At 53.2% G+C, this 16,443-nt stretch carries 20 protein-coding genes; 3 read left to right on the top strand and 17 right to left on the bottom strand.

The genetic code is table 11. The annotated features are described in order from the left end of the window. Positions 1-144: 144 nt before the first annotated feature. The gene (locus Q0683_RS06365; protein ID WP_298976857.1) at positions 145-747 is read right to left on the bottom strand and encodes a Uma2 family endonuclease; all 603 of its coding nucleotides are present in this window, start codon (positions 745-747) and stop codon (positions 145-147) included. A 332-nt stretch (positions 748-1,079) separates the two neighbouring features. Here Q0683_RS06365 and Q0683_RS06360 point away from each other — a divergent pair, with 332 nt between their 5' ends. After that, positions 1,080-1,379 carry a DUF6825 family protein gene (locus Q0683_RS06360; RefSeq protein WP_298615768.1) on the top strand — a complete coding sequence of 100 codons (300 nt, stop codon included), beginning with the start codon at positions 1,080-1,082 and terminating at the stop codon, positions 1,377-1,379. Here the strand turns inward: Q0683_RS06360 and Q0683_RS06355 are convergent. From Q0683_RS06355 to Q0683_RS06345, 3 genes are read right to left on the bottom strand one after another with little or no spacing between them, the layout of a single operon-like run. Continuing rightward, the gene (locus Q0683_RS06355) at positions 1,376-2,131 is read right to left on the bottom strand and encodes a DUF429 domain-containing protein (protein ID WP_298976853.1); all 756 of its coding nucleotides are present in this window, start codon (positions 2,129-2,131) and stop codon (positions 1,376-1,378) included. The genes Q0683_RS06360 and Q0683_RS06355 overlap by 4 nt on opposite strands. Further along, positions 2,112-2,876 (bottom strand): EI24 domain-containing protein, encoded by a 765-nt coding sequence (locus Q0683_RS06350; RefSeq protein WP_298976851.1) that lies wholly within the window; start codon positions 2,874-2,876, stop codon positions 2,112-2,114. The genes Q0683_RS06355 and Q0683_RS06350 overlap by 20 nt, the downstream gene beginning before the upstream one ends. Before the next feature lie 39 nt (positions 2,877-2,915). Continuing rightward, positions 2,916-3,092, bottom strand: a complete 177-nt coding sequence (locus tag Q0683_RS06345) for a hypothetical protein (protein WP_298615774.1) — start codon at positions 3,090-3,092, stop codon at positions 2,916-2,918. A gap of 192 nt (positions 3,093-3,284) precedes the next feature. Here Q0683_RS06345 and Q0683_RS06340 point away from each other — a divergent pair, with 192 nt between their 5' ends. Then, entirely contained in the window at positions 3,285-3,716 is a 432-nt protein-coding gene (locus Q0683_RS06340; protein WP_298615776.1) for an NfeD family protein, read from the top strand. Here Q0683_RS06340 and Q0683_RS06335 read toward each other — a convergent pair. Genes Q0683_RS06335 through Q0683_RS06325 form a run of 3 tightly spaced genes read right to left on the bottom strand, consistent with a single transcriptional unit; the run spans position 3,703 to position 4,754 of the window. Further along, on the bottom strand, positions 3,703-4,113 hold the full coding sequence (locus Q0683_RS06335; RefSeq protein WP_298615779.1) for a ferredoxin: 411 nt from the start codon (positions 4,111-4,113) through the stop codon (positions 3,703-3,705). The genes Q0683_RS06340 and Q0683_RS06335 overlap by 14 nt on opposite strands. Before the next feature lie 24 nt (positions 4,114-4,137). Then, a complete protein-coding gene (locus Q0683_RS06330) occupies positions 4,138-4,524 on the bottom strand; it encodes a DUF1257 domain-containing protein (RefSeq protein ID WP_298615780.1) in 387 nt (128 codons plus the stop codon). A gap of 20 nt (positions 4,525-4,544) precedes the next feature. Next, on the bottom strand, positions 4,545-4,754 hold the full coding sequence (locus tag Q0683_RS06325; protein ID WP_298615783.1) for a DUF2997 domain-containing protein: 210 nt from the start codon (positions 4,752-4,754) through the stop codon (positions 4,545-4,547). Positions 4,755-5,117: 363 nt separating this feature from the next. Between Q0683_RS06325 and Q0683_RS06320 the strand changes: the two genes are divergently transcribed. Next, on the top strand, positions 5,118-5,813 hold the full coding sequence (locus Q0683_RS06320; protein WP_149818430.1) for a Crp/Fnr family transcriptional regulator: 696 nt from the start codon (positions 5,118-5,120) through the stop codon (positions 5,811-5,813). Here Q0683_RS06320 and Q0683_RS06315 read toward each other — a convergent pair. Genes Q0683_RS06315 through Q0683_RS06270 form a run of 10 tightly spaced genes read right to left on the bottom strand, consistent with a single transcriptional unit; the run spans position 5,802 to position 16,408 of the window. Then, on the bottom strand, positions 5,802-6,302 hold the full coding sequence (locus Q0683_RS06315; protein WP_298615785.1) for a hypothetical protein: 501 nt from the start codon (positions 6,300-6,302) through the stop codon (positions 5,802-5,804). The two genes, Q0683_RS06320 and Q0683_RS06315, sit on opposite strands and share 12 nt — an antisense overlap. 2 nt (positions 6,303-6,304) lie before the next feature. Further along, on the bottom strand, positions 6,305-6,895 hold the full coding sequence (locus Q0683_RS06310) for an HAD family hydrolase (protein WP_298615787.1): 591 nt from the start codon (positions 6,893-6,895) through the stop codon (positions 6,305-6,307). Next, the gene (locus Q0683_RS06305; RefSeq protein WP_298615789.1) at positions 6,888-7,850 is read right to left on the bottom strand and encodes a glycosyltransferase family 9 protein; all 963 of its coding nucleotides are present in this window, start codon (positions 7,848-7,850) and stop codon (positions 6,888-6,890) included. Before Q0683_RS06305 ends, Q0683_RS06310 begins: the two co-directional genes overlap by 8 nt. A gap of 13 nt (positions 7,851-7,863) precedes the next feature. Next, on the bottom strand, positions 7,864-8,292 hold the full coding sequence (locus Q0683_RS06300; RefSeq protein WP_298615791.1) for a hypothetical protein: 429 nt from the start codon (positions 8,290-8,292) through the stop codon (positions 7,864-7,866). Beyond that, positions 8,289-9,539, bottom strand: a complete 1,251-nt coding sequence (locus Q0683_RS06295; protein ID WP_366142731.1) for a competence/damage-inducible protein A — start codon at positions 9,537-9,539, stop codon at positions 8,289-8,291. Before Q0683_RS06295 ends, Q0683_RS06300 begins: the two co-directional genes overlap by 4 nt. A 4-nt stretch (positions 9,540-9,543) precedes the next feature. Beyond that, entirely contained in the window at positions 9,544-10,590 is a 1,047-nt protein-coding gene (locus Q0683_RS06290) for a glycosyltransferase family 4 protein (RefSeq protein WP_298976845.1), read from the bottom strand. 28 nt (positions 10,591-10,618) lie between these two features. Continuing rightward, positions 10,619-11,896 carry a serine hydroxymethyltransferase gene (gene glyA / locus Q0683_RS06285; protein ID WP_298615797.1) on the bottom strand — a complete coding sequence of 426 codons (1,278 nt, stop codon included), beginning with the start codon at positions 11,894-11,896 and terminating at the stop codon, positions 10,619-10,621. Positions 11,897-11,955: 59 nt separating this feature from the next. Continuing rightward, positions 11,956-13,101: a CO2 hydration protein gene (locus Q0683_RS06280; protein ID WP_298615799.1), complete on the bottom strand. Its 1,146-nt coding sequence runs from the start codon at positions 13,099-13,101 to the stop codon at positions 11,956-11,958. After that, entirely contained in the window at positions 13,098-14,594 is a 1,497-nt protein-coding gene (locus Q0683_RS06275) for an NADH-quinone oxidoreductase subunit M (protein ID WP_298615801.1), read from the bottom strand. The genes Q0683_RS06280 and Q0683_RS06275 overlap by 4 nt, the downstream gene beginning before the upstream one ends. Further along, complete coding sequence (locus tag Q0683_RS06270) at positions 14,579-16,408, bottom strand: NAD(P)H-quinone oxidoreductase subunit F (protein ID WP_298615803.1); 1,830 nt, start codon at positions 16,406-16,408, stop codon at positions 14,579-14,581. Before Q0683_RS06270 ends, Q0683_RS06275 begins: the two co-directional genes overlap by 16 nt. Positions 16,409-16,443: the final 35 nt, after the last annotated feature.

Genomic DNA, 16,443 nt, shown 5'->3' with positions numbered 1-16,443 from the left:
ATGCTGTTTAATCCGACAAAACCTTGCCGATCTGATTTCTTGGGGATTAGAGGGGATAGCACCGCCTATTCTGCTTGATCTTCTCAATGCAGATTTCAGTTAGTTCCTTAATTTTGCTAAATAATACCAACTCCTTTAGGCGTGTTAAACATCTGGAAAAATTGAGGAAAGCTCAAGTGTCTGTTCCGGAAACGGTGGCAGGGCAACGGTGCCAGTTTTGGGAATGATTTTTCTGTTCAAATAACCAAATTTACCTAGCGTGATTTGATCAGGCTCACTATAGGATTCTAAATAAGAATCACGGAGGTTAAACAGCCAGTAGTGACTAATTTTTGCCTCGGCATAAAGCGGCAGTTTCACTTCGCGATCGTAGTCAAGAGACGAGTCGGCTACTTCAATAATCAGTAATACGTCCGCAGGTGTCGGATGTTGAGTCGCATAGTCATCCGGACGATTCTGCACAATGGCAAAATCTGGTTCTGGCTCACCATCAAAAGCTAGAGAAAGCGGGGCTTGACACTGTAGAGTTGCCCGATTCTGGAGGAGCAGGGGAAGTTGACGAAGTAATCGTCTGACACAGGCTTCATGGGCGGTTGCCTTGGCTGCCATTTGAATAAGCTCCCCTCGAATTAGCTCAATATGGTCATCTTCGCCCAGAAACCCTAATTCTCTTAAGCGATGATAGTCTTGCACTGTAAATCGCAGGGGATGAGGGGGGTGATTTAGTTTGGGGGTAGTCGTCGTCATTAGTCCTCCTGAATGGCATCTCAAGTCCTAGCAAATGTGCCAGTTTTAGCCTCTGGATGACAGGCAAGGCAGCCTAGCACTTTTGGCTTAGGAAATGGCTCCAGTAGTTCATCTCCATAGCTTATAGCTATGACAGAAAATTTTTGGATTGGGATAATTCTATACTTTGCAATGGATCACCTGTCTAGGGAAAAGATGAAAGAATTTCTTATCTCCTCTATAGGAAACCAAGGTGGAGAAGTGGAGAATAGGAAGAGAGCAAGGTCTGTTCCCTGTAAAACTTTGTTACACTCAAGGATTGAAAAACACTACTTATGAGGAATAACACTCCTATGAGTCAATCGCCGCTGGATGCCTTTTTCCTTGGTCGAGCGACAGCAACGCTCCTGCGTGATCAGGCGCAACATCTCTTTGTGGAATTCCTAAGTCAGCTGGGGCGATTTGATGCCGAACAGCAGCAACGGCTTCGTCAATTCATGGAAGAGGTGCAAGCACGCGCTCGTCAAGAGTCAGAAATGGTGGTTCCTCGCGGCGAGCAGCGGGTGGATTGGCAAGCCCTGATTGATGATTTGCGTGCCGAAATTGCGGCCCTGCGCACGGAGCTGCAACGCTACCGCAATCGCGAAAGCTAGGCACGCGGAACAACAATATAGCCAGTTTTCAAGTAGGCAGCGGTGGGGGCTGGCTCTAAGGAAAAAGACTCACTCCCCAACACCCAGTGGCGATCGCGCCCCCAGTACCACCAATAGGCTGCCGTATAGGCACAGAGCACAGCATCCAGTTGATCCTCTAGGGCTTTGAGATCTCGCCCGGTGGCGGGGAGTTCGGTGGGGAGTTGCAGGGCTAAGGGTGGCTCACAGTGGGGAAGACGGGTAGCCATCAACTCCCTCAGCCGCGCTAACCCTTTGGCTCGCTCTGCAAGGCGGCCTTTTTTGTATTTAATGATTTGATCCAACCGGAAGAGGGCGATCGCCGTCCCATGGGGAAAGACTTCAATTTGAAAGCGCCCTAGTTCTTGGGGCGTGAGGGTAGGGGCATGGCGAAACCCCCGTTGACTTAGGGCTTCACTAAAACCCGTGGTGTAGCCTGCAAAGGGGGATTGCTGATTTGCCGGATAACAGCCGGCGTGATAACGGCCAAGGACTTGATGGGACTGGCGATCGCAGGTACGCATTCCCTTTGGATTGGGAATGATCAGGGGTGCATCCACCGCCACCATTGCCCCTTGCGCAGAGGGTGCATCGCGATCAATCCACGCTAGGAGTTCATCCGTATCACGGGAGCGATCAAGGGCGACCACCCCTAAATTTTGCCCCTGCCACTGCAAACAGCAGTACCCTGACGCTCCTCCCTTCCACGCCAAATCAACGCCGAGAAACCGCATTGACTGCCATCAACTGGTCTTGCGGTGGATAATCTTGAATCAGCAAAGCCGCGGCCACCACCCCCACCGGCGGTACCAACACTAACCCCACCAAGGGGATCAACAGCCCCAAAAACTGCGCCAAACCAAGGCCATAGATTTGGGGTCTATAGGCACGGGTTAAGAGTTTGCGCTCCCGCAAAGAGGTGCTGTGTTTTTCAAGGAGGTAATCAAAACTTCCTCGCCCCAAGAAATAGCTACTGGCGATCGCCATAACAACAGGTTGCAAGGGACCTGCAAGAAACGAGAGCAGTAGGAAGATCACTTGCAAAATGGCATCCCGCAGTGCAAGCCATCCGCCCATCATAGCGTTCAAGAGATCTCGCCGCCACCCCACTTCAATGGTTTGTCCCATCGTAATTTTTTCAACCCGACTGAGCAACGCCCCCAGAAAAGGAATCACCACAAGGGGAATCAGCGTTTGGTAGCTAATCAAGGCCAAAAAGATGGCCATCAGGGTTGCCAACACATCAATGAACCCTTGGTAGAGCCACTGCCATTCCCCACCGACAGACCAATCACTACCGACGACTTGAACAGCCCAGAAAGCAGCAATGATGAGTGCAATCCCCAGCACCAGACTCAAAAAGGCCGGTAGCAGCAGGTAACCCCAAAGGTGATAGCGGGCAATAAAGAAAAGGCCACGACCAAAGGCAAAGAAACCCGCTTGAAATAGTTGCCCTGCTAACCAAAGCTGCTCAATCACTAAAGCATTGTTTCTAGAAGTCCCTAGGAAAATCCTAGCCTATCCCCGACGGGGTGGCGTACCCTCATCATCCGGGGGAGGTGCATCGGCAACAAAATCGGGTGTATTGGCCTGTTCGGCACGAGAAACAGGGGTTGTTGTTGGTCGCCATAGCCAACTAGTCAACAGGCCAAGGGTGAGGAGTCCCACCAGCAGGGAGATGAATAGATCCGTCATTGTTGTTTGCCTCATTGAATTCATCATCATACAGAACTAGAGGAGTCTAGCTCCCCTGACGCAGGGTAGCTTTATAAGTTCCAGTCCCACTTTTTTCACAGGCATTAAACACATTCAAAACAGTTAAATCCACTCACCGTAGAAAGGGAGTTTAAGCTATCGTTGAAGTAGCCGTCTTCAGTGATCAGAGCAATGCCACTGTCTCCCTTTTGGATTTGGTTAATTGTTGCTGCCATTCTTTTTGTAATGGAGCTTGTCCTGCCCACAGCTTTTATGGAAGCTACGGTTGGACTCAGTGCCCTGATCGTGGCTTTTCTCTCCCCTCTGATTCCCAGCTTTTCAGTGCAAATTGTCCTTTGGATAGTGTTATCGGTAGCCGTGGTCTTCCTCTTGCGGCGGTACCAACCAAAACGAGTCCCGCCAGTTCTTAAGGAAACCGCCGAGGCAGAAACACTCACGAAAATTCCCGCCGGCGGAACTGGACGAGTGCTCTACGAGGGGATTTCCTGGCAAGCGCGCTGTGGTGACCCCCGTTTGGCTATTCCAGAGCATCAGCACGTAATTATCATCGGTCGTCAGGGAACAACGCTGATTGTCATGCCGGAGGATGCTATTCAGTCCTAGGGAGTGACCCTCGTTTTTTGCGGCGAGTGGTCGCTAGATCAATGGGAAAACCGGCAGGAGGAACGACTTGCTCGAGACGTTCTTTTTCAAGCCGTTTTAGTTCCGTGTAATCCACCCAGTGGATGCAATCAACGGGACAGGTATCAATGGCTTCTTGAATGAGTTCAATCGGATCGCCATCTTGGCGCACTACCCGCGATCGCCCGTAACTCGGCTCGATGTAAAACGTATTTCGCGCCACATGGGCACAGTGTTTGCAGCCAATACAGGTAATCTCATCTACATAGACACCCTGTTGGCGATGGGTTCCCCCCAGTTCCGGTTCATAGCCACTGCGAGGTGCACTTTGGCGTAGTTGACCGCCAAGCTCTGGCTCTAAACCAAGGGGCTGACCCATGGGTCTATCCATTCTCTCAAGCGGCTAGGAACGCCAGCGTTGCAGCACCACCTTGACACTACCATCCGCCTGCTGCTCTGTGGTCTGGACTTGAAAGCCCTGTTCCGTGGCAGATTGCAGCACTGCATGGTAGGCATAGCGCTGAGTGACTTTATTCAAAAAGCGATCCACTGACCACGCCTGTTGCCAAAACTCAAGATCGGCCACTAGTTCATACTCCGTGCCATTCCAGCGAAAGCCAATGTCGTAGCCATTTTGTTGAGGAATCACGACTTGAGCCGTTTGGGTTTGACCGCGAAACCCCCGCACTTCTTGACGGCCAGAGCGCCAGGGTAAGCCCAAGTCCGTTAGGGCAGCTTGGAGGGCGGGTAAACTCCGAATTTGGGTTTTGATTTGGCTGAAGTGCGACATGGAGCAACAATCCTCAACGATTACCACTGGGAGGGGACAGATTGAACAACCAATTGGTTTTCTTCCTCTTGGGAAGCGTAGTATTCTGCAGTGGGCTGTTGGCTAATGACACACCCAAGTTGCGTTTCAATGGCAGCAGTCACCTCAGCACAAGACATCCCAGAAATGCCTGTCACCGTTTCAACGACGCGGCCATCGGGATAAATCACAAATTCAAGGGTTTCTAGCATTGGCACAACCTACTCACCCGCAGTTATTACAAATCAGCCCTGAGGATAAAATTTAAGTCTTAACCTATGGAACTCATTGTGACGAAGGCTAACCAAAGGAGTCAAGGTCTTTAATAAACTTTACACTCCGCAGCCGTTTTCCCCGAAAGCTTGGGGAACTGAAGGAACAGTCATCAATAGAGTCAAGTCTGCGTCAAGAATTGATAAGAGAAATGTCAAGGTAGCGCTTGCTAAGTGTAAGGTTACCGATACATTGATTGTGATTATGGATAGCAATGGTAAGATCACAGGTATTGATTTTCCTGCAACGCCTGACCACCTATTCGCTTAGCCTCTGCTCTCGCGCTCTCGGTCTTGACCTCTATGCAAGAACGGCGTAGTTCTCCTGCACCCGAACTATCTTTACAAAATACGCCCTTTTTTCGCGATTTACCGCAGGCAGTGGTGGAAAAGGCACTCGCCCATGTGGTGACGCGGCAACATCCTGCCAACCGAGTGATCTTGCTGGAAAACGACTGGGGAACATCGGTTTACTTCATCCTCAGCGGCTGGGTGAAAATTCGCACCTACAACATTGATGGCAAAGAAGTTACCTTGAATATTCTTGGCCCAGGGGAACTGTTTGGGGAAATGGCACCCTTGGAGGAAGTGCCCCGTTCAACGGATGTAATTACTCTAACGCCAACGGTGGTGGCCAATATGCCCGCCACGGATTTTGTCAATCTGGTCAATACCGAACCCCAAGCCGGCATCCGCCTTGCTAAGTTGATGGCTCGGCGGCTACGACAACTGAATCGGCGGCTACGGTTACGGGAATCCGACAGTACGTCACGGGTGGCGGATATTCTGCTGTTTTTAGCGGATGGTCAGGGGCGACAGGGAGCCGATGGCCTGGAAATTCCCAATTTACCTCACCGTGAGTTAAGCAGTCTCAGTGGCATGGCGCGGGAAACGGTGACACGGGTGCTAGGGAAACTGGAGCGGAAGGGCATTATTCGCCGCAATCAAGAGAGCCTGTGCATTACGAATCTACGCGCCTTGGAAAGTTTATTGCTTTAGCCCCAAGAGCAATGATGCCCCCTCTAGGGAAGAAGGTAAGTAGTGCCCAATACTCCAGCCAATAAACACCCCTAAAGTCGCCGTTGGAATCAGTACTAGCACAATTTGCCAATTCTGGTAGCCGGCGGCTTTCATTTCAATGCGCACGAGTATCTCGGTGCCAATGAGAATGGCAATCACACTAAAGATCCGGAAGGCAATAATTGCAAGGGTAACGGCAGTACTCAGCACCAAGACGGTAAAAAGACTGGGGGTACCCATCCGCAGGATTAAGGTGGTGAAAATACCCTTGGGATTGTTCTGTTTGGAGCGCAACAGACTAGAGGTACCACCTACGATAAATACTGTCAGAATAGCTGCAAAAAAACAGGCATAGGCTGACCACATCCAAGGATAGGCAGACAGATACCACCCTACGAGTACGTAGCCCAACACCACAAGTAAGAGCAAGGCGAGGGGAGGCTTGGTATAGTCTGGCGATGAAGTCATCCCTAACGGGGCGCAAGGTGAGTACAAATCCACTCTACGGCAGCGGCTAAATCCTCTGCAATGTAATCGGGTTGACTGGTGTGTTGGTAGCTCCCCTCAAGCACGCGATCGCCGAAGCCCGTCTGTACCAAAATGCCATAGCAGCCGGCATTTCGCGCCAGATCAATATCGGTGGCCTTATCTCCCACCATGACACTGCGTCTTAAATCCAAGTCGTGATCCCAAGCCGCTGCTACCAGCATACCGGTATTGGGTTTGCGCCATGTCGTCCAGCCTGCGTAGTCGGCTACAACTCCCCCTTCCGGGCGGCTGAGATCGGGACAGAAGTAAACCGCATCCAACACGGCACTGGCACTTGCAGCCAGTAATTCCTGGAGTCTTTGGTGGAGGGCATGGACATGATCAATGCTGTAATAATCCCGCGCCGGACCCGATTGATTGGAGGCTAAGCAGCAAAACCAGCCGGCCTCATTGAGTCGTCGTACTGCTTGAGCCACACCGGGGATGAGCTGCAAGTCCTCAAGGCGGTGAATATAGCCCACCTCTTGGTTTAGCACGCCGTCGCGATCCAGGAAAACAGCCGGTCTAGCCATGGCGCGCCGCCTCAATCACGGCTGCAACTGGAATGTCGGCCATGTTGCCTGTGGGGGACTTGACGGCACGAAAACGCGGATCCGCAGGCAAGAGTTTCGCGGGATCTGTAGGGCCAAAGAGCGCCACTAGGGGAGTCCCCACTGCCACGCCAATGTGCATTGGACCACTATCGGTACAGAGGATTTGTTGTGCCTGTTGCATGAGGGCAGCTAGCTTGCGCAGATCGGGTGGGCGGCTAATCTGAATGTTGGGCAGGGCTTGGGATAGTGCTTCCACCCATGCTTGATCCTCAGGCCCACAGACCACGATACAGGGCAGATGCGGCTCCTGCTGTTGTAGGGTCTGGATGACCTCAGCCCATGCAGCAGGGGGGTAAATTTTCTGAATCCCTTTGGTGAGTGCCATCTGACTTGAGCCACCGTGCAAGAGGCGATACCTCTCAGTCATCCCCAAGCGGTGCCGCTCTGCCGTTGCCCACTCTTGATCCGCCTCAGTAATAACGACCTTGGGCAGAGGACAGGGGGCGGTGATGCCAAAGGCTTTGAGTAAGTCGTGGTAGGTGGCAGCGGCGTACTGATTGAGGTTGAGCGGCACAGCATCGGTAAGAAACCCCAAAGGATTGAATTGAGCAAAGCCAACCCGCTTGGGAATCCCCGTCAGCCAGAGCAAGAAGCGCACGGCTTTACTCCGCCCCAAGGAAAGAATGGCGTCGTACTCGCCCTCGCGGAGTGTACCAATGAAGTTTGCCCAGTCGGCAAGGGCATTGCGGTTTTTGAAGTCAAAGGGAATGACCTGGTGGACACTGCTGCTGAGTTGGTAGGCCGCAACGGCACGGGGTTCAGCGACTACATCTAACCGCGCTTGGGGAAAATGGGCTTTGAGATCGTCAAGGGTGGGAAAAAAAAGAATTTGATCACCGATACCACCGGGCACCAGCGCCACGATATGTTTCATACAGGTTGAGAACCTATGCAAACTCGCTCTCAATTTTACCCGCAAGTTTTGATTGCAGGCGATCGCGCCACGCCAAGGCAAGGGAGAGTTCTGTAAAGGGAATGCGATGGCACTCTCCTGTGGGGGTTTGCAACACCAGATAAATGGTTCCCCTAAAACGATCACTCTCTGTCTCAAGCCGCCGGCCCCCACCCTCGACCCAGACGCTCTGGATGGCCGAGAATTCACAGGTTTGCAAATTGACAATACCCTGTCGCGTCGGTTGTCCCCAGATCAGGCGATCGCCCTGCTGACCAAGGACAGCGGCAATATCGTACTTGCTTGCCTCAAACTGTTGCGCCCAGTGGCGATAGTGTTCTAGCTTGCGGGACTCGACCCAGCCCAGCCATACCAGAACCACAAAAACCGCCAATAGGGGTAACCAAAGCAGAGCGTGACTCATGGGTTCATCAAGAGTTGCCGCCGCAATACATCCAAGGCATTCATTACACTCAACTGCCGCACCCAATCCCGGCCGCGTTGACCACTGAGGCGAAATTCATGGGTAATCACTTCGCCATTGGGCAATGCCACGCCAATATAGACCAGCCCCACAGGTTTAGTGGGCGTTGCTCCCCCCGGCCCTGCAATCCCCGTAATACTAATGCCCCAATCACTGGCCAAGCGGGCCTTAACCCCCAGCGCCATTTGGGCGGCCACCTCCGCACTCACAGCCCCCAGCTGGTGTAAGACCTGAGCATCAACGCCCAGTAGATTCACCTTCACTTCATTTGCATAGGCGATGACGCCCCCCTTGAAGTAGAGGGAACTCCCCGCTAGGCGGGTCAGCATTTCCCCAAGGCCGCCGCCCGTACAGGACTCCGCCACGGCCACGGTTTGGTGTCGCTCTTGGAGAAGGCGAGCAACCACAGATGCGAGCGTATCTTCATCAACGCCGTAGCAATCCATGCCGGTAATTTGGCGAATTTCTGCTTCGACCGGCTGAATCAGTTGTTGAGCCGTTGCTTCATCCTTGGCACGTACGGTAATGCGGAGGCGGGTTTCACCGTTGCTTGCATAGGGAGCCACCGTGGGGTGCTCTCGGGCAATTTGAGCCGCCACTTTTTCGGCCAGCAGGGCTTCGGGAATACCCCAAAACCGCAGCACACGGCTGTAAATGACCTCTTTTCCCCAGCCTTGGGAGCGTAAAAAAGGCACTGCCGTTTCTTGCCACATCCGTTTCATTTCCGCAGGCACGCCGGGAAAGGTGAGAATGATGAGACCTGTGCGCGGCTGCCAGATCATGCCGGGGGCTGTTCCCAGGGGATTGGGGAGAATCTGTGCCCCTACCGGCAAGAGGGCTTGCTTGCGATTACTGGGGCTGAAGCCGCCGCGATGGGCATACTTGCGTTCTAGGTCAGCAATAATTTCCGGGCGCTCTTCCAGGGGGGCTTGAAAAAAATCCGCTAGGGTTTCGGTGGTGAGATCATCGGGAGTGGGGCCAAGGCCGCCGGTGAAAATCAACAGACGGGCGCGATCGCAGGCAATGGCCACGACTTTTTTAATCCGCGTGGGATTGTCGCCAACCACAGTTTGGTAATAGTGGGGAATGCCTAAGCTCGCCAGTTGTTGCGCTAAAAACTGGGCATTACTGTTGAGAATCTCCCCGAGGAGCAATTCCGTGCCCACGCAAATAATTTCTGCACTCATTGTTTCAGTCATTTTCGCTGCTGCGCACTCGCTGCCAGACATACCATGAAGCAAAGCCCATTAAAAGGGACGCCGCCACCGCATAGCCCCATCCCCCCGGTAAACCCGCCAAAGCCAAAGCAAGACTACCCACCCACAGCGTCAAGCAGTAGATAAACAGTACCGTTACCCGCTGCGAAAGACCGGCCTTAAGAAGGCGATGGTGTAAGTGTCTCTTGTCAGGAGCAAAGGGAGATTGCCCCTTCAGGAGGCGGTTAAAAACAACGGTTGATGTATCCACAATCGGCACTGCCAGAATCAACAGAGGCACTAGAATAGCCACCGCTGTATAGGCTTTAACCAGACCAATGACCCCCAATCCTGCAAGGGTAAACCCCATGAAGTAGGCACCCCCATCCCCCATGAAAATTTGGGCAGGATTAAAGTTATAGCGCAAAAAGCCCAGTGCACCCCCTGCTAGAGCCGCAGCCAAAAGTCCTGCCTCTGGCTCGCCCATAAGCATACAGACGAAAAACATTGCAGACGCGGCAATACCGGACACCCCCGCTGCTAGACCATCCACACCGTCAATGAAGTTAATGGCATTGGCAATCCCCACCAGCCAGACCGTGGTCAGGGGTAAACTGAGCCAGCCGAGGTCAACCATGCCCACAAAGGGCACAGTAATAATGCGAATTTTCACGCCCACCGCCCAGACAATCCCCGCCACCAGAAATTGCAGGACAAGGCGTAGAAGCGCCGGTAAAGTGAGAAGATCATCCGCTAAGCCAATGAGGAAAAAGGCCACTCCCCCTAGGGTAACGCCCCAAATTTCATACTCCGCTGGCTGAGGGAGGACACCGAACCCGCCCGCATTCCAGACAATGAGTAGTGCCACCAGATTACCGAGAAAGATAGAGACGCCTCCGAGGCGCACCATCGGGCGAGTGTGAATCTTGCGCTCATTGGGTTGATCGACAAACCCAGCTTTATGTCCAAGGTCATTGACAATGGGGGTGACCAAGAGGACAACGGCAATGGCAGCAAGAAAGGCAATCAGGTGGTACAGCATCTGCTCAAGAAAGGGGCAGGATTCCCCTTCAGGCTAGCACCGGTTGCGGCAATGGCAAGTGAGGATAAAGGGGAAATTTGGTGCAGAGAGCTGCCACCCGCTCACGGCAGCGGTGCTTGACGGCTTCATCGGTGGGAGCATGTAGGCGATCGCTAATAATTTCGGCGATTTCCCTAAACTCAGCTTCAGTGAAGCCGCGGGTTGTCAACGCAGGTGTTCCTAACCGCAGACCACTGGTAACAAAGGGAGAGGCCGGATCAAAGGGGATTGTATTTTTGTTAGTGGTGATATTAATTTCCCCCATCAGGCGATCGGCTTCTTTGCCCGTCAGGTTCACCGATCGCAGGTCAATGAGCATCAAGTGGTTATCGGTTCCGCCAGAAACAAGACGCAGTTGGCGTGCCTGCAGTCCGGCAGCGAGGGCTTGGGCATTGCGGATGACTTGACCAGAGTAGGCTTTGAATTCTGGCTTGAGGGCTTCACCAAAGGCCACAGCTTTAGCAGCAATCACGTGTTCCAATGGCCCGCCTTGGCTACCGGGAAAGACAGCCTTATCCAGTTTTTTGCCCAACTCTTCATCACGGGTAAGAATGAGGCCGCCGCGAGGGCCGCGCAGAGTTTTGTGGGTGGTGGTGGTGACTACATCACAAATGGGCACGGGGTTAGGATGGTGACCCGTGGCAACCAAACCGGCAATGTGGGCAATATCAGCCATTAAGTAAGCCCCCACCTCATCGGCAATTTGGCGAAACTCGGCAAAGGGAATCTGCCGAGGATAGGCGGAATAGCCGCAGATAATGAGCTTGGGACGATGCCGCTGCGCTAAATCCCGCACCTGATCCATATCGAGGCGTTCCGTTTCAGGGTGGACACCGTAGTGGATCACGTTAAACCATTTGCCGGAAACGTTGACGGGCGAACCGTGGGTGAGATGGCCGCCGTGGGACAAGTCCATGCCCATGATCGTATCGCCCGGATTGAGCAGTGCCAAAAAGACGGCAAAATTGGCTTGGGCACCGGAGTGGGGCTGAACGTTGGCGTGGGCAGCACCAAAGAGTTCCTTGGCGCGATCAATGGCCAATTGCTCTACTTCATCCACAAATTCGCAGCCACCGTAGTAGCGTTTGCCGGGCAAGCCCTCGGCATATTTGTTGGTGAGAACTGTGCCTTGAGCGGCCATCACCGCAGGAGAAGTAAAGTTCTCGCTGGCAATCAGTTCAAGGTGTTGCCGCTGCCGTTGGAGTTCCCGCTGTACCATTTCAGCAACCAAGGGATCCGTTTGCGCAAGCCAATCAATGTGGGTCATTTTATTGTCAATGGAGGGAGATGAACTGCCATACTATCTTATCGCGGCCTGAGCCTTGCTTAATTGCCCATTTGAACACTCCAGAGGCGGGAGGTTTCGAGGCGATCCAGCCATGTTTCGTAGAAGGCACGATTGGCAGCTTGCTCTTGGGGGTCAGTGGTCGTCCAGGGATAGGGGGCAAGGGCAGTGATTGCTGCTGTGGTGACGCAAAACATTGACTTTTGGAAGGTCTGGCAGATTTTCACCCGCAAATCGCCTTCTCCCCGACCGTGGCGGCGATAGAACTCCAGTAGATAGGGGGGGAGATAGTGCCGCATATCCTGCATTAGGAGGGTGGGGGGAATGCCGGCAGCACCCGTGGGAATGGGATCGGCAAAGAGAGCACCATAGCTAAACTCCGCTTGCTCGCGGGAAATTTGCTGGGCTTGGGCGTTGAAGGAAACCAAGCCAAAGAAGGGGGTGCCCCGCAGGAAGACCGCTTCGATGTAGGGAATGGCCGTGTCGGCTAGAAAGGTAAGGTTGGCACTGGGGGGGAGGATGTCGTAGGTTTGACCGTGGATTTTGACGCTGTAGGTAATGGGGCGATGCGCCTCCGCAATTAGACCGGCGCGAATGTGATCCACCACATCGGGAATACTGCGAATCTCACCCGCATCGTAGCGATCGCTCAAGGTCAAGAAAATGGGATACATCACCGTCCAAAACTGCCCCAAGCCACTGTAGTAGCAAAGCATCCGCACCGTTTCCAGCAAAAATTCTGGAAAGAGCTGATTTAGCAGTTGCATGAGGGGATTGCCCCGCAGCTTAGCCGCAATTGCCTTGCCGGCTAATTGGCGAAATTCTGCCGAATCCAAGAAGGCATCAAGACCCCCACCCCCATGCCACATCATGGCGCGCATGCAGTATTCGGCATACTCATAGTTAATGCGGTCGTGCCACCAGTGGCGCAGTAGCTTGGGAATGGTAATTTCGCCATTAAAGTACTTAAAAAAGGGAAAGAGCACCAGGAACTGCCGCTCACTAATGTCACAGAGGTTTTCGGCGTAGGCTTTGAGCACTACCCCATAGCTTTTGAGAATGCCCACCACTTCCATGACATGGGTTGGTGTATCCGGCAACAGGGCTTGACCCCGCAGCAGTCGCTCTAAAATCACAGTCCGCAACTCAGGAGAGTGGGAGGTAAGCGTCGGACGAAGTAATGTCATAGGGTGGGCAGTGTCACAACAGTGGGGGTTAGCAAATCAACGGTGGTTTTGCTCCAGTGAATCAACCAGTTGGGAGCAATTCCTAACATTAAGATTAGCGTGGCCAAGATTAGGCTGGGTAGGCGATCGCCCCAAGCAACTGGGGGTAAATCCGTTAGCTCATTGGGTAGCCGACCAAAAAAGACGCGGTTCACCAGCAACAGAAAATACACGGCCGTCAAGCCTGTTCCCACCATACACAGGAGCGTCTGCACCGGAAAGGTGAGAAAACTGCTGCGAAAGATCAAGAACTCGGCAACAAAGCCAACCATACCGGGGATCCCGCCACTGGCCATGACACCGACAATCATCAAGCTGCCAATGAGGGGTAAACCCCGCTCTGGGTTCAGCAATCCCCGTAGCACCTCAATGTTGCGACTGCCGGTTTTTTCATAGACAACCCCCACCAGCAGAAAAAGGAGAGCGGAAATTAGCCCGTGGCTCATCATCTGGGCAATGGCTGCCAGAATACTCAAGGGTGTGGCCGTTGCAGTGGCCAAAAGGACAAACCCCATATGCCCAATGGAGCTGTAGGCCACCATTTTTTTCATATCCGTTTGGGCGATCGCCATCAGGGAACCGTAGAGGACGCTGACCACCGCCCACGTGGCCAATAGGGGCGCTAACACCTGCCATGCTTGGGGGAATAACTGCACGCCAAAGCGCACCAACCCATAGGTACCCAGTTTGAGGAGTACCCCTGCGAGTAGAACTGAAATGGGGGTGGAGGCTTCAACGTGGGCATCCGGTAGCCAAGTATGGAAGGGCACGAGGGGAATCTTAATACCAAACCCCACTAAAATCAGCCCCAGTAGGATCACTTGCGAACTCAAGGGCAGTAGGGTTGACAACTGGGGATCAAAATCAAAGGAGGGAGCATCGGCTAACCACACCAATCCCAGAAAGCCCGCTAGAAGCAGCACCCCAGAAAGAGCCGTATAAATCAAAAACTTCGTGGCTGCATAACTGCGCCGTGCCCCACCCCAAATCGCAATCAAAAGATACAGGGGAATCAACTCCAATTCATAAAAGAGGAAAAAGAGCAGCAAATTGTCGGCCAAAAAGGCACCACTGACGCCAGCATTCAACAGCAGTACCAGGGGGTAATACAACCGAGGACGGGGCAGATGGACAGAGGTGGCCAACAGGGCAATCAATGTTAGGAAGTTATTCAAAACCAATAGCGGCAGCGACAGACCATCCACACTCAGGCGATAGCTCAACCCCAGTGGCTCTAACCAGGGAATCACCTCTATTAATTGCGGCGCCGCATTACTCGGATCAAACAGGCGAGCGATCGCGAGACTCACCCCAAGGGCGATCGCGATCACTATGGCTGCCAAAGTGCGATAGGTTTGTCCCCTTGTTTCAGAGGGTAATAGAGTGAGAGCCACTGCACCGAGCAAGGGCACCCAGAGGAGGAGACTCAACAGCGGCATTACAGGAGTAGCCATGCGATCGCCCCCCCAAGAATCGCCACACCAATAAATACCAGCAGTAAATAGGCTTGGGATTGACCACTGGCACTGTACTTCAGCAACTCCCCTCCGACAAGGGAGGCCACACCCGTGGTATTCACAATTCGATCCACAATCTGGCGATCCACCCAGGCGCTCAACTGCGAGAGGGATCGCACTGCCCAAACCACGGTATAACGGTAGAGTTCCTCAATGTAAAAGTCGTAGGCCAGCAGATCCTGCACAAAGCGTAAGGGCACCTTAATGGAGCGCGTCCAACTGCGCTTGAGGGTCACAAAGCCGCCCAAAAGAATCCCCGCTCCGCCGGACACCACCAAGAGAGCCACAATTCTCCAGTCAATTGTCTCCGGCAACAACTGCACTCGCTGCAAGATAAAGGGCACCAGCAAATTCAAAACACTCAACGTTACCATCGGCACAGCTAAAGGCCAAGGCACTTCAGGGGCACGGCGGGTTTTGGGTTGCGTAGGACCTAAAAAGACTAAGCGAAAGACACGGGTGAGGTTTACCGCCGTCAACAGATTCACCAGCAAAATCAAGCCCACTAGCCAAGGGAGGTCGGGCCAATAGTAGTCTATACCCCGATAGAAAGCCCAAAAACCCCCAAGGGGCAGACAGCCAATGAGGGACAAACCGCCAACAACAAAAGCCGAACTGGTGGCCGGCATCCGTCCCCCTAGGCCGCCCAATTCCGTTAAATCCTGACAGTTAGTGGTCATAATCACGCTGCCAATACTCATAAAGAGCAATGCCTTGGCGATCGCGTGGGTCAGCAATACAAACAGGGCAAAGTCTGTCCAGTTCGTGCCGACACCGATGAAGACCAGTCCCAGATACGCACTTGTCGAGTGAGACAGTGCGCGTTTAATGTCAATTTGAGCAATGGAGACAAGCGACTCACTAATGGCCGTCACCGCACCGATGAGAATCAACAGTGCATTTGCCCCTGGGCAAGCTACAAGAATCGGCTGTAGCTTAATCAGGATATAGGCACCCGCAGCCACCACCACCGAATTCCGCATGATTGAGGCAGGGTTAGGGGCTTCCATTGCTTCATCCAGCCAGAGGTGTAAAGGCACTTGGGCGCATTTCCCCGTAGGACCGGCAATGAGAGCCAAGCCCAGTAAAAAGCCCCAACCCTGCGGTAAGTTAACCTGTTCTGCCCATTCATAGAGATCGGGAAAATCATAGCTGCCCGCAAGGCTCCCCACAGCAACGACCCCCATCAGCAGGAGAATATCCCCTACCCGTTTCGTGAGAAAGGCATCCCGTGCAGCTTTGACCACGAGCGGCTGAGCATACCAAAAGCCAACGAGCAAATACGTCGAGAGGGTCAGCATCTCCAATAGGCCATAGCTAAGTAGAAGGGAGTTACTGATGGCAATGCCACTGAGGGCTGCTTCAAAAAAGCCCATGAGGGCAAAGAACCGCGCCATGCCCCAGTCCTTTTCCAGGTAGCCAAGGGCAAAAATTTGTGCCAAGATACTCAGACCCGTCACCAGTTCCATTGCCGCGGTGGTGACACTATTGACCAGAATCGAAAAGGAGAGGTCTAGACCGGGCGCTTGCAGCCAATGCCAAACAATTGTTGTGGTGGCGCCACTGCGAGTTTGTTGCAACAGAAAAAAGCCATGGACAAAGGCAGCGAAGGTCATGAGCAGGTTAAAGTAGGCAGCAGGTCGAGGGCCGGTGCGCCGCACATAACCGGTGGCCCAGGGCAGTGTTAGGGCTGCACCCACCAAACCATAACAGGGCACCCACCAACTGGTTTCTAAAAGTGAATTTGGCATGACAAAAATGAATCTTGGCGGTTGATAGATTTTGC

It is taken from the genome of uncultured Thermosynechococcus sp. (genome assembly GCF_938074695.1).
Classification (GTDB): Bacteria; Cyanobacteriota; Cyanobacteriia; order Thermosynechococcales; family Thermosynechococcaceae; genus Thermosynechococcus.
The sequence above is the reverse complement of the archived record's forward strand: the minus strand, read 5'-3'. Positions and strand labels throughout refer to the sequence as shown.